Origin of the sequence: Mesorhizobium sp. M0244, from assembly GCF_040321795.1 — a bacterium.
Lineage (GTDB): Bacteria > Pseudomonadota > Alphaproteobacteria > Rhizobiales > Rhizobiaceae > Mesorhizobium.
The window spans coordinates 45,179-57,217 of sequence record NZ_JAMYSE010000044.1 but is presented as its reverse complement, the minus strand read 5'-3'; the positions used below and the strand labels follow the sequence as shown (position 1 = coordinate 57,217).

General features: G+C 60.3%; 15 protein-coding genes and 2 pseudogenes. 10 read left to right on the top strand and 7 right to left on the bottom strand.

What is annotated here, in order from left to right; genetic code table 11:
- The 7 genes and pseudogenes from NKJ08_RS23400 to NKJ08_RS23370 form a co-directional block, all read left to right on the top strand.
- A partial coding sequence (locus NKJ08_RS23400; RefSeq protein WP_352783535.1) for a transposase occupies nucleotides 1-493 on the top strand: 493 nt, incomplete at its 5' end.
- Nucleotides 494-687: 194 nt separating this feature from the next.
- Nucleotides 688-873, top strand: coding sequence for a hypothetical protein (locus NKJ08_RS23395; protein WP_352783532.1), 186 nt, complete (start codon nucleotides 688-690; stop codon nucleotides 871-873).
- 11 nt (nucleotides 874-884) lie between these two features.
- Nucleotides 885-1,950, top strand: a pseudogene (locus NKJ08_RS23390) (IS630 family transposase).
- Between the two features lie 629 nt (nucleotides 1,951-2,579).
- Nucleotides 2,580-3,239: a TylF/MycF/NovP-related O-methyltransferase gene (locus NKJ08_RS23385; protein ID WP_352783529.1), complete on the top strand. Its 660-nt coding sequence runs from the start codon at nucleotides 2,580-2,582 to the stop codon at nucleotides 3,237-3,239.
- 168 nt (nucleotides 3,240-3,407) lie between these two features.
- Nucleotides 3,408-3,593: a hypothetical protein gene (locus NKJ08_RS23380; protein ID WP_352783526.1), complete on the top strand. Its 186-nt coding sequence runs from the start codon at nucleotides 3,408-3,410 to the stop codon at nucleotides 3,591-3,593.
- Nucleotides 3,594-4,053: 460 nt separating this feature from the next.
- A complete protein-coding gene (locus NKJ08_RS23375) occupies nucleotides 4,054-4,800 on the top strand; it encodes a hypothetical protein (RefSeq protein ID WP_352783523.1) in 747 nt (248 codons plus the stop codon).
- Between the two features lie 16 nt (nucleotides 4,801-4,816).
- Nucleotides 4,817-5,023: a hypothetical protein gene (locus NKJ08_RS23370; RefSeq protein ID WP_352637094.1), complete on the top strand. Its 207-nt coding sequence runs from the start codon at nucleotides 4,817-4,819 to the stop codon at nucleotides 5,021-5,023.
- On the opposite strand, the gene NKJ08_RS23365 is transcribed toward NKJ08_RS23370, so the two are convergent.
- The 4 genes from NKJ08_RS23365 to NKJ08_RS23350 all read right to left on the bottom strand — a co-directional run bounded on the left by NKJ08_RS23365 (nucleotide 5,012) and on the right by NKJ08_RS23350 (nucleotide 6,329).
- Nucleotides 5,012-5,596, bottom strand: a complete 585-nt coding sequence (locus NKJ08_RS23365) for an acyltransferase (RefSeq protein WP_352783520.1) — start codon at nucleotides 5,594-5,596, stop codon at nucleotides 5,012-5,014. The two genes, NKJ08_RS23370 and NKJ08_RS23365, sit on opposite strands and share 12 nt — an antisense overlap.
- A 33-nt stretch (nucleotides 5,597-5,629) precedes the next feature.
- Complete coding sequence (locus NKJ08_RS23360) at nucleotides 5,630-5,803, bottom strand: hypothetical protein (protein ID WP_352783537.1); 174 nt, start codon at nucleotides 5,801-5,803, stop codon at nucleotides 5,630-5,632.
- 122 nt (nucleotides 5,804-5,925) lie between these two features.
- Complete coding sequence (locus tag NKJ08_RS39080) at nucleotides 5,926-6,024, bottom strand: DUF2274 domain-containing protein (RefSeq protein ID WP_502906349.1); 99 nt, start codon at nucleotides 6,022-6,024, stop codon at nucleotides 5,926-5,928.
- Entirely contained in the window at nucleotides 6,021-6,329 is a 309-nt protein-coding gene (locus NKJ08_RS23350; protein ID WP_352783518.1) for a hypothetical protein, read from the bottom strand. Before NKJ08_RS23350 ends, NKJ08_RS39080 begins: the two co-directional genes overlap by 4 nt.
- Before the next feature lie 696 nt (nucleotides 6,330-7,025).
- Between NKJ08_RS23350 and NKJ08_RS23345 the strand changes: the two genes are divergently transcribed.
- Nucleotides 7,026-7,997: a LysR family transcriptional regulator gene (locus NKJ08_RS23345; protein WP_352783516.1), complete on the top strand. Its 972-nt coding sequence runs from the start codon at nucleotides 7,026-7,028 to the stop codon at nucleotides 7,995-7,997.
- Nucleotides 7,998-8,018: 21 nt separating this feature from the next.
- On the opposite strand, the gene NKJ08_RS23340 is transcribed toward NKJ08_RS23345, so the two are convergent.
- Together NKJ08_RS23340 and NKJ08_RS23335 are read right to left on the bottom strand one after the other, a co-directional pair.
- Nucleotides 8,019-8,168 (bottom strand): DUF2274 domain-containing protein, encoded by a 150-nt coding sequence (locus NKJ08_RS23340; RefSeq protein ID WP_502906348.1) that lies wholly within the window; start codon nucleotides 8,166-8,168, stop codon nucleotides 8,019-8,021.
- Nucleotides 8,134-8,841, bottom strand: coding sequence for a hypothetical protein (locus tag NKJ08_RS23335; protein ID WP_352783514.1), 708 nt, complete (start codon nucleotides 8,839-8,841; stop codon nucleotides 8,134-8,136). Before NKJ08_RS23335 ends, NKJ08_RS23340 begins: the two co-directional genes overlap by 35 nt.
- Before the next feature lie 141 nt (nucleotides 8,842-8,982).
- Here NKJ08_RS23335 and NKJ08_RS23330 point away from each other — a divergent pair, with 141 nt between their 5' ends.
- Entirely contained in the window at nucleotides 8,983-9,237 is a 255-nt protein-coding gene (locus NKJ08_RS23330) for a helix-turn-helix domain-containing protein (protein WP_352783511.1), read from the top strand.
- A 198-nt stretch (nucleotides 9,238-9,435) separates the two neighbouring features.
- Here the strand turns inward: NKJ08_RS23330 and NKJ08_RS23325 are convergent.
- A pseudogene (locus NKJ08_RS23325) lies at nucleotides 9,436-10,340 on the bottom strand (TIM barrel protein).
- 179 nt (nucleotides 10,341-10,519) lie between these two features.
- Here NKJ08_RS23325 and NKJ08_RS23320 point away from each other — a divergent pair.
- Nucleotides 10,520-11,776: a magnesium transporter gene (locus NKJ08_RS23320; RefSeq protein ID WP_352783508.1), complete on the top strand. Its 1,257-nt coding sequence runs from the start codon at nucleotides 10,520-10,522 to the stop codon at nucleotides 11,774-11,776.
- The last annotated feature ends 263 nt before the right edge of the window (nucleotides 11,777-12,039 follow it).

Sequence of the window (12,039 nt, the reverse complement as noted above, 5' to 3'; positions counted from 1 at the left end):
GATACTCAGCCTGCTCCCGGAATGGAACCAGCGCCCGGTCGTTGACGCCTTGCAGGCGATGCGCGGCATCGCGCTGATCAATGCCGTGGTGCTGGTCGCGGAGGTCGGTGACTTCACACGCTTCTCAACCCCCCGCCAGCTCATGGCCTATTTCGGCCTGGTCCCCGGAGAACAATCGAGTGGCGAGACCGTCTGGCGCGGCGGCATCACCAAGACCGGCAACACTCATGCCCGGCGCGCGCTGGTCGAAGCCGCCTGGGCTTACCGGATGAGAGCGCGCATCAGCCGGCACAAGGTCGACCGGATCGAGGCGCTGCCAAAAGTCGTTCGCGATATCGGGTGGAAAGCGCAAGTTCGACTGTGCACCCGATATCGTCGGCTGAGCGCGCGCGGCAAGAATGCGAACGTCGTCAATGTCGCCATCGCACGCGAGATGGTGGGCTTCATCTGGTCGATCGCCTGCACAGTTCAATCCGCGCCAAAGGCGGCGTGACCACTATTTGACAGACAGCCAGCAGAGGAGATCGCAAAAACCCAAACATCAGCCTCGGCGCGATATGCGGCGCTGGAGGCGGGACAATGCCGGGGAGCCCTCGTCCCCACTATGAGCCTCGACGCTCGCCACCTAGACAGAGGCAGCCCCAAACGAAACCAGGTCATGCGGCTCGACCCGCGGATGAGAGATTGTTGACCGACGTTCAAGTCCCGCCTCTTGCACCTCATATCCGCCGTACAAGTGCCTCGACCGCCGATCGGATCGGCGGGCTGCAGCTTATGTCAAAGGCCATTGTCAGCAATCATGAGAGTGGATTGATCGATACGGAGGAGTTCGGTTTTGGATTCCCCTTTGCGCTCGTCGTGCGAAGCTTGTGAATGCGCACGGTATCAAGATCGACGTCACAACCTTTGACAAGAAGCGGCTTGAGGCCATCACCGCCGCGCGGAGTTCGCCTCAGAAGCATGTTTGGCGCGCGAAGATCATCCTCCTGAGCGGGGATGGCTTGGGAACCGTGGCGATCATGGCGGCGACCGGAAAGTCGAAGACCTGCGTCTGGCGGTGGCAGGAGCGCTTCATGACAGAGGCCTCGAAGGCCTCCTGCGCGACAAGACCGGGCCCCCGGGATCGCGCCGCTGGACAAACGTCTGGTCGACAAGGTCGTGACGTTGACGCTGGAGCCGCCGAAGCGGGAAGCGACACTGGACCGTCCGCGCCATGGCCAAGGCGGCGGGTATCGCCGCGTCGTCGGTCGTGAAGATCTGGCACGATCATCGCTTTGCGCCGCACCGCTGGCGCAGCTTCAAACTGTCGAACGACAAGGCCTTCGCCGAGAAACTGCACGATGTCGTCGGGCTCTACGTCTCGCCGCCGGCCCATGCCATCGTGCTGTCGGTTGACGAGAAGAGCCAGATCCAGACGCTCGACCGAACCCAGCCGGGGCTGCCGCTGAAACCGGGACGAGCCGGTACGATGACGCATTGACTATAGGCGCAACGGCACCACCACCCTGTTTGCCGCACTCAATGTGCTCGACGGCTCGGTCATCGGCCGCAATATGCAGCGCCACCGCCATCAGGAGTTCATCCGCTTCCTCAACGCCATCGAGGCCGAGCTCCCGCCCGACAAGGCCGTCCACGTCATCCTCGACAATTACGCCGCCCACAAACAGCCCAAGGTCCGCGCCTGGCTGACCAGGGCATCGGCGATGGACCTTTCACTTCGTTCCGACATCCTGCTCCTGGCTCAACGCCGTCGAAGGCTTCTTCGCCAAGCTGACGCGCCGTCGCCTGAAACACGGCGTCTTCCACTCCGTCGTCGACCTCCAGGCCGCCATCAACCGCTTCATCAAGGAACATAATCAGGCGCCTCGACCCTTTCTCTGGAGGGCCGATCCCAACCACATCATCGCCGCCGTCAAACGTGGGCACCAAACGTTGGAATCAATCAACTAGGTGATGCATACCAAGTCACTGAGCGCCGAACGGATCTGCGGCCAATGAAACTCGGGGCATTCCTCCCGGTTTGGCCTTGCGCAACACGGCATCGAGTTTGCCCGCTACACCGGCGAGAGTAATGGCGCGTGTTGTTGAGATCGCTTGCAGCAGGTTCTCCGCCGATCGCCAGCCTTGCGCTCGGCCCTGAGCGAGGCGGTGTAGCCGGTCTTCGCGGCAGCCGCATCCCAGCGTGCCTGATCGCGACCACAGGAGCTAATCCCGGCCCTTACTCCGCTGCTCCGCGCTCAGCGAGGCTGTTCAAGGCGATGAGGTTCTTCGCCTGGGCCAGGCTGTCGGGCTGCTCGTTGCGGTAGCGGGGTCCGATTTCCATAAAAAGGACGGTCCCAGCCAAGAAGACCAATTGCAGCCCAGCCCGGCACATCCGTGGACGCTCACCAGCGGAGCAATTGTTGCGGCCGGCTCGGCCCGAGCCGACATCGTGTCGGATGGCTGCCGTCTCCGATCGAACCTCTGCGGCCCACTTTGCCTCTCCGGGGGTGCTTGCGAATCCCGAGGCTGCTGTTTAGCATCGTACGATGTTATCAGGACTCACCCGACACCTCGTTAAGAATGCGAACAGGCTTAGAGTGCCGGCCATCGCCCGTTCGGTGCAGCGCGCCCGTCTGACGTATCTTTCGGACGCAAAGTTTATTAGCCTTCGCGATGCAATCAGGCGGCTGAGGCGTGAAAAGGTCCCCGGCGATTTCATCGAATACGGTATCGCACTCGGTGGCTCCGCAATCTTCATCGCGTCCGAACTCGACGGAGGCCGTCATTTCCACGGCTACGATGTGTTTGGCATGATTCCGAGCCCGACTGAACAGGACGACGAAAAATCCAAGGCCCGTTACGAGACCATCCGGTCGGGACGATCCAAAGGCATTGGCGGTGATACCTATTACGGGTATCAAGGCGACCTATTCGATAAGGTGAGTGCCAGCTTCAAGGGCTTTGGCGTCCCGGTCGATGGCGAAAAGATCGTCCTTCATAAGGGCCTGTTCGAAGACACGGTGCACTTTCATCCGGAAACCAGAATAGCGTTGGCCCATCTCGATTGCGATTGGCACGATCCGGTCAAATTCTGTCTTGAGCAGACCCTAGAGGTGTTGAGCCCAGGCGGGCTCATGATCCTGGACGATTACAATGACTACGGCGGATGCCGGACGGCGACCGATGAATTCCTTGCTGGCCGCGCTGACTGCCATCTGATACGAACCCTCCCTCATGCCGTGATCCAGCGATTATAGGTCGCATCCTGGTTTGCGCAGTTCACCTCGCCGAGGCCGATCCGGGCGCCGAGCCTTGGCATGTCATCAGGCGCCTGGCGGCGCCCTTGAACCTCATGTCCATAGCCGACGCTAGGGGCAGGTTGATGTTTTCCACCCGCCGTGTGAAATGGGCGCGGGATGGTGAACATGTCTGATGATGAACAAACGGCTGCGGTGCGCTGGACGGTGAAGTCCGAACTCCGCGCGGTCGGGCGCGACAAGCCGCTGCTGCTGGTGCTGGCGGCGATCCTCTGCCTCTATTGTGCGTTTGTCGCCGGACCGATCGTCTATGCGGTGCTGGCCATCAACGGCATTGCAGATTTCTTCAAATGAAGCCGGTTCCGGTGATCTCGCTCCGTTCCGCCGCGCCGCGTCTATCGGCCCCGAAATTGCTTGAAGATGAAGACCTATCGTGAGTTGCGAACCCGGGGAACGCGACCGGCGCGTGCCTGTCATGAAGATGGGCTCGCTGTATTTTGTCTGGTGGTCGAAATCGCAGGACCCGCACCAGAAGCCGCAGGACAGCGGACGGTAGCGTCGGGAATTGGGCCGACGCTTCGGCCTCGACGATCAACCCGAGCCGAAACACTCTCTCCCCCAGGATTTCTGGTCGAATTGCCGTGCCATGTTGGTGCAACCTCGAGCGGCTCCCGACAGCAATTCTGCTGACGCCTTTCGGCGATTTTCAAACGGCGTCTAGACTGGCGGACGCGGTCGTCTCGCAAGCTTGCAAACCGCCGCCGCTTGTCGCAAATAATTGGCCGCGGACGGGCGATCAAGGAGTCATCCATTGATGAATGTCCAATCGCGCATGCATGCTTTCCTTCGCTCAAGCCCGCTCCGATATTATTTTCACCTCGCAAAGGCTCGCCTTGCCGGGTCTCCGCAATCAGACGAAAGTGTGATCCTGTCGCAGATTGTTGGCCAAAGCCCGAAAACGTTCTTGGAATTTGGTTTCCATCCGACGGAATACAACTGCATTGGGCTTAGTGAATTCAGGGGGCTGCTCGTCGACGGCGACGCAACGACCGTGCGGTTGGCGCGCTCGCTGCTTCCAAAGCGGATTGAAGTGCGCCAGAGCTTCATTGATCTCGACAACATCAAAAGTCTCGCCACGCATTTTCCGCAGCTTGGAGTGCTTTCCGTCGATGTCGATGGAAACGACTACTGGTTTCTGCAAGCCTTGCTGCCAGTGGGTCCGGCCGTCATTGTCACGGAGTACAACGCCAGTTTTGGTCTCAATCCCATCACAGTGCCCTATGATCACGCTTTCGATCGCATGGCCAAGCACGACAGCGGCTGGTATCACGGTGCATCGATCACCGCCCTGACCAATCTGTGCAAGAAGTACGGCTACAAGCTCGTTGCCGTCTCGTCTGCCGGGGGGAACGCGTTCTTCTTGCCTAACGGATCGGAATTACCGGAGTTGGACCCAGCACAAGCCTATCGTGAGAGCGCTCTTCGCAACCGATGGTCCGGCACTACGGCGAAAGATCAGTGGGACCGGATCAAGTACATGACGTTTGTCGACGTGCCCTGAGACCCCGGGAAGAAAAATGTACACTGGGCCACCCCTGCAATTCACGATCAAAGCGATTGATGCCCAGCGGCAGCTTTCGATGCCAATTGCCACCAGCGATGACGAGGCGGAGATGCGAGCGCATTTCAAAGAGATTTGCAGCAAAATGCCGCACATGCATGTAGCGCTATACGATGGCACGACGCTCATTGATGAGCGGCAGCCAAAGGCATCACTTCACTAGGTCGGCTGGCCGCACCAACGAATCGGCCGGGACGTCGTGTCGAACAATCGACCCGGCCGAGATAATCGCCCGATCGCCGATGGTGACACCCTTCATGACCATGGCGCTATTGCCGATCCAGACGTCATCTCCAATAGTGATCGGCACCGAACGGATGCCTGGGTCGACACGCGGATGCCCCTCACGAAAGATGGCTTGCATCTGAGCAAAACGCTTCTGCGGGTCCATCGGATGCGAATTGGTGTCGTGGATCGCCACGCCCCATGAGACGTGCACTCGCTTGCCGATCTTGATCCCCACCGGGTCCGACGACCAAATCGTCGAGCCTGGGCCAAGATAGAACCAATCATCGATTTTGATCCGACCCTCGTGGGCAAAGACCTGCAAATGCCCATCCAAATGGCTGTCCGCGCCGATCGAGACGCGGGACCGGTCGCCGCGGATATTGAAGATTTCCGCCCCGGCGCCGAACTTCGTGCGCGGCCCGATGATGGCATTTTCCCTAGCGGCGCCAGTGGCGATCCATGACCAAAAGTGGCGGCGAAGAGCTAGAACGGTGGAGAAGACGCGCATTCGCGAACATCTGCCACACAGAATCATTCCAGTCTAGGCTCCGAAGAAGCCCCGGCGCGACAGACGACGAAGTTCCTCTGCACCGAAAGTTCCGTGCCGCAGGTTGCCGGCAGCATTCGGATGAAGCTCATCGCTCATGTAAAGCAACGAGGTCAGATAGCCGATGCCGCTCTCGCCACCTATGTCAATTAACGGTATTGACAGCATATCGGCTACCTCCCGCTCCGCCTTCATGAACTGGACCAGCGTGTTGCCTTGACCGTTTATTCTTCCTATCCGGTGCGTGGCACGGATCGGCGACAGCGTGCCCGGTCTTGCGCCTGCGCGATTCAGTATAGACGACAAGATCGCGCCAGACGGCGGGGTAGTTCAACCGTGATCTTGACCGGCCGGTCATCGGGAATGGCGGAGAGTTTCAGCTTAGTCATAACGGATCACTTCGGCGCCGCACCCGGTCAGCACCAAAGCTTTCCGCGATGCGCACCAGATCGCAGAGCGCTGAGCAGAGCGCTGAGCGGAGTTGCGGCCATGGAAACTCGGAGCATTCCTCCCAGGCTTCGCCCTCCCGCAACACGGCATCGAGCTTGCCCGCCACACCGGCAAGAGTCGTAGCGTGGGTGGTTGAGAAGGCTCCCAGAAGATCCTTCGCCCGGTCGCAAGCCTCGCGTTCGGCCCTGAGCGCAGCGGTGTAACCTGTCTCCTCGGCCGCTGCATCCCAGCGTACTTGATGCACTGCGAACTCAGTTTCGGCCTTCTCTCGGAGAGCGGCGGTATTCCGGGCCGTTGCCGAGCACTTCAATTGAGCCCCTCGATCGAGTGGACCGTCAGTTCCTCACCTTTGGGCACGCGGAGGGTCACACAAGGAAAGCCGACGCTCTCGACAAGCCTTGTCTCCAGGCGCTGCTGCCTGCGGCAAAGCGCTCGGTCTGCTTGTGGACTCTCTCCCCGGCTTAAGCTGGGAGGCCTTTCATCCGACGCTTTCTTTGCTCGTACGGCCGCGCATGATAGCTCCGACCATATTATCTACAACACTCAACCGGAGCGCTCTCTTTCGACAGCGACGGGATCGGCGGCGCAGCTCAAATGCAGTTCGCCACGCTTTTCAGGTCTCTCGATTAGGCCAGGCTCCTTCTTCGTGACCTGAAAGAGCTGGAGCGGCGGACCTTCAGCTCAAGCCGGTCCGCCGCTCAATCTTTGTTCAAGCACCGGATTTTCCAAGCGATGTAACCAGTCCGGGTGGCGCTCTCCCTGGAGCTAGCGCGACGTGCCCTCCATAAGGTTCGCCCGATCGGCCTTGTCGTCGTGATCCTGTTTAAAAGAGGCCTGGATGGTCTCATTCAGTGTCAATACTGAGATTTGGTGATAGCCCGCCGCGGCCAAAAGCGCTCAAACGTCCGCGATTTTGTCGTTCCCTTGACCTTGAGCAGAGATGCGGAGCTCCATTCAACTCACGACACTCAATTATGCGCTTGTGGTCGCAGAGGAGGGCAGCTTTCTGCGCGCGGCGCGGCGCGCCGGGATCGATCACACTGCGCTCAGCCGGCGCATACGCGATCTCGAATACGCGATGGGAACGAGGATATTTCATCGCCATGCTCGCGGCGTTGGCCCAACCCCAGCCGGCGAGCGTTTCCTGGATCGTCTGCGTTCCGTGCTGCTCGAACTGGACAATACTCTCACCCTGGCCAGGACCGGCATCAAAGATGAACAACAAAGGCTTTCCATCGGCTCCAACGGGATGATCCTCGCGGGGCGAGCATTGGATGCGATTATCGAGTTCGGGAAATGTCATCCAAATGTGAGCGTCAGCTTGATAGAGGTGTCTCACCCCGAGCCCCGGGCTGCTCTGGGCGGCACCGAGGTCGACGTCACCATGACCTCCTCCTCGCGCTCCAATGGCGGCCCATTCGAACTAATGTTGTGGAGGGATACTCTGGCCGTCGTTGTTGCTTCAAATCGTTCTCTCGCAAGCCGCGCCGTGATCGAGTGGTCGGACCTTGGCCAGGAGACGCTGCTGGTGAGCAGGGGCGAAGCATTTCTGCTCGCCGACGCTGTTGGAAACAGTGTACAGCTTCCCGCGGTCGTTGAACATCACGTCAGTGCGGGTATCCTGCTGCGCCTTGTCGGAAACGGTCTGGGAGTCACTCTGATCCACGACGGAGATGCCAACAGTGTTCCTGAAGGTGCCGTCTGCCGTAAGCTGCGAATCGGGGGCAAGCCAATCCAGATCTGCAATTTTGCCCGTTGGCGCCCGGACAACGCCAATCCTGCCCTGCCGATGTTCTCGAGTTCCTGCGTGATCGGTATTCTTCCTGACGGCCGTCCGACCGGCATAAACCCGGAACTCTCATCCCGGCTTCAGGCTTCGCCGGGTTCTGGCAAACGCTCTGTCTTGTCATGAACCGGGTCAGCATCGGCGCTATCAACTTTGCCGGATCGGCGACATCTGTCCGGTCTCGCGGCCGAGCAATTCAGCATAGGCGACAAGATCGCGATGAACGATGCCGATCAGTTCGACCGTGATCTTGACCGGACGGCTATCGGGAATGGCGGAGAGTTTCAGCTTGGTCATGACGAATCCTTCGGCGCCGCACCCGTTCAGCACCAAAGCCTTCGGCGATGCGCACCAGATCATTGAGCGCCGAGCGGATTTGCGGCCAAGGAAATTCGGAGCATTCCTCCCACGCCTCGCCCTCGCGCAACACGGCATCGAGCTTGCCTGCCACACCGGCGACAGTGGTGGCGGGAGTCGCTGAGAACGCGTGCAGCAGATCTTGCATTTTCTCGCTAGCCTCGCGCTCGGCCCTGAAAGCGGCGGTGTAGCCGGTTTCCTCCGCAGCCGCATCCCAGCGTGCCTGATGCGCCGCGAAATCAGCTTCGGCCTTATCGCGGAGAGCCGCCATGTCCGGCGCTTTGCCGAGCAGTTCATTGAGCATCTCGATCGAATGGACCGTCACCTGCTCACCCTCGGCCAGGCGGACGGTCACACAAGGAAAGCCGACGCTCTCGACAAGCCTTGTCTCCAGGCGCTGCTGCCTGCGGCAAAGCCGCTCGGTCTGTTTGTGGACTCTCTCCCATTGCCGCCGAAGCGCCAGCGCTGGGTCGGAAGGTACGTTCGTTCTTCCGGCGTCGCCAGCGAACACGTTGCCATCAAGCGTCCATGCGGTGGTGACCACCGCTGTTCTCGCAAGCACTTGCCTGCGAGTGACGAAAGGTAGAGTCGTGGTATTGTCGGAATCAGCCATGATCCGAGCTCCAATCAGCTTGGGTTGCGGTCAGGCCGGGCGGGATGGTGCAAACATCCTGTTCGGCCGCGAACTTGCCGCACGTATAACCGGGACAATTTGACAAGCTACCGGTGAAAAGTCAACCCAAGAGATAAACGTTTGACTTATAGTAAAATTTCTGCCGCGCAGTGTCGGGGCGCTCGCGCGATGTTGGGAATAAGTCAACGCGAGCTGGCGGACGCCGCTAAGGTATCACGGCCTACGGTGGTCGATTTCGAGCGAGGCGCCCGGGTTCCGCATCCGAACAATATGGCAGCGATTCGCCAAGCGTTGGAGGTTGCCGGTATCGAATTCATCCCAGAAAACAGCGGCGGACCTGGCGTACGACTGGTACGCCGTCTGGAAAGCAAATGACCTGACGGCAGCGAGTAAACCCGAAATGCGGGAGCATCCCGCGACTGTATCGTAGACCGGCAGGCGCACTTTCTTCTTACAATCTCATTGAAAACAGGATCGACAAGACGATCTTTGCCAATGCGGAACGGCTCGCTGCCAACGGGTTCGGCAGCTCTGGCCGACATTGGCAGCACCACGGGGGCGGAGTCTCGGCCTTTACTCCGCCGCTCTGCGCTCAGCGCGATTGCTCAAGGCGATGAGGTTTTTTGCCCGTGCCAGGCAATCGGGTTGCTCGTTGCGATAGCGGGGTCCGATTTCCATGATGAGGACGGTCCCCGGCAAGAAGATCAACTCGCTGAAGATGTCATCCCATTCGATATCGCGCCAGCCGAGCGGCATGTGCAGGTCGCCTATACCCAGCGCTGCATCCTCCTGCGGGAGGTAGGTTCTGTGGAAGCCCTGCGGGCGCCCGAAAGAGTCATGGACATGCAGGTGCCCCGCCACCGGCGCCATGACCCGCAGCTGCTCGCGGAAGTTCAGGCCGCGATGGGTGGATTCAATATAGGCGTGGCTGAAATCGATGAGCGCCACCAGGTTGGGATGGCCGACCGCCTTCACTGTCTGCGCCACCTCAGCCGGGCTCTGCCGGCACTGACCCGGCTCCATGGCGAAGAGGTTCTCGAAGGCCATGCGCACACCATGTGGCTTGCAGAACTCGGCGAGTTCAAACAACGCTTCTCGCTCGCGTTCCTCGGGACCGGCTCGTTCGAGGACCTGGTCGGCGCGAAAATGGCCACTATGCTGGACAAGGACGCGCGCATCGATCCGATCGCAGAGTTCGACCAGGGCCTTGGCGGCATCAATCTGATAGCGGCAGACCGCAGGGTCCATGAGGTTCGATGAGACGACGCCGTGAAGAAATCGAATTGCCTGGTCAGTGCGACAAGCCTCTCGGCTCTCTCGGGAATGACACGGCCACCCGCTACGAGGTCGAGGGTGGTCAGTCCCAGTTCGACGGCTTCGACGCCTATATCGGCAAAGCTGCGAAAGTCCGCTGCAAGGCTCTCCAACCCGCCATTGGCAGAGATTGAATTGAAGCCTGCTGCGATGATGTTGCTCATATGCATCTCCGAGGACGGCCCGTAGGAGTTTCGGCGGGAATTCCGGGCCGGTCCGGATCACCCCAGGTGAGATGGCGTCTGCGGGGTCACCGCTGCTGTCAGTCGGCGTACATCAACTCATAATGGGCCGCAATAACTTCGAGAACCATAAAGCGGACTGCTGGGGCCGGAGGAAGCTGTTGTATTTCCGCACTGGTGCGATCCGATACTTAACATATTATGTCACTTTCAATTGGGGCGGGCGGCAGATGAAAGAAGAGAACGAGGTTCAGAAGTTGGTGCGCACGCTGCGTGCTCGAGCACCTGATGACGCGGCTGAATTGCTTGGCCGAGAGTCTCCCGAGTTCATCCGGGACGCACTAAAGTTGTTGCCGGATGGGCACGCCCGCAAGGTGGCGGAGCATTTGCCACCGCATATGAGACCTGTCGAGCCTCATAGCGATAGCAAGGATTTCGTGATCCCCGATTCGCTCGTCGAGCTGATGGACCCGATTCCCGCCAGCGTTCCTGTGGGGACGACGGTAGCCGCCGCAGTGGAGGCCGTCAGACGCGCCCAGGTGCCGACCGAGCTCACCTACCTCTACGTCACGGACGTGGGCGTCAAATTGGTTGGCCTGGTGGTCCTGCGCGATCTGATGCTGAGCGAACCGGACGCGACGGTGGATCAGATCATGCTGCCAAAGCCGTTCGCCCTTAACGTCGGTCTGTCCTTGAGCGACGCCTGCAAGGCGGCGGTACGCCGTCACTACCCTGTCTATCCCGTGGTGGACGCGGAGAACCGGCTGCTCGGGCAGGTTCGCGGCTGGCGCTTGTTCGAGCAGCAAATCATCGAGATTTCTGCCCAGCCTGGCCAGATGGTGGGTGTGCAGAAGGAGGAGCGTGCTTTTACGCCGCTGTTTTCAGCCTTCTTGAAGCGTCATCCGTGGCTGCAGCTCAACCTGCTAACGGCCTTCATGGCCGCTTTCGTGGTCAGTTCATTCACAGGCACGATCGAGAAGATCGTCGCCTTGGCGGCGTTCCTCCCGGTCTTGGCCGGGCAGAGCGGAAACACCGGCTGCCAGGCACTGGCTATGACGCTGCGTGGCCTTGCCCTGGGGGATGTGGACAAACGACCGAAGCTGCACCTGGTGATGCGGGAGGGCGCGCTCGGGATCGCCAACGGCGTGCTCGTCGGCCTTGTTGCGGCTGCGGCGATGTGGTTCTACGCCTCGCGGCAGCCGGAGTCGGCACCCCAGGCGCCCATGCTGGCACTTGTGATCCTGCTCGCCATGTCCGGATCCTGCCTCATGTCCGGAATCTCCGGCGTGCTGATCCCGCTGGGCCTGCGCCGGGTCGGCGCCGATCCGGCGGTCGCTTCGGCGATCTTCCTCACCACCGTGACCGATATTGTAGGCATGGGCCTGATGCTGGGGCTGGCCACCATGCTCGTGCTGTAGCAAGGCGCGTCCGCCGACGCGTCCCCGGGGAGATGGGTTCCTATAGGCTGAGCACGTCGCGTTCAACGAAATGGCAAGAGCCGTGCCGCATCGCGTACGCGTCGTCAGAAGCACCTGGCGGCAGCTCTCCGATCGCTTGCGCGGTGCCACGGAAGACCTTTGGATGAGCCGTGGGTGACCTTGATCGCTCATTCTGTGACCAGATACGCGCAGAATCGCGCAAACAATATTAATCTTGTCGGCTGTGCGATCCACGACTGGTG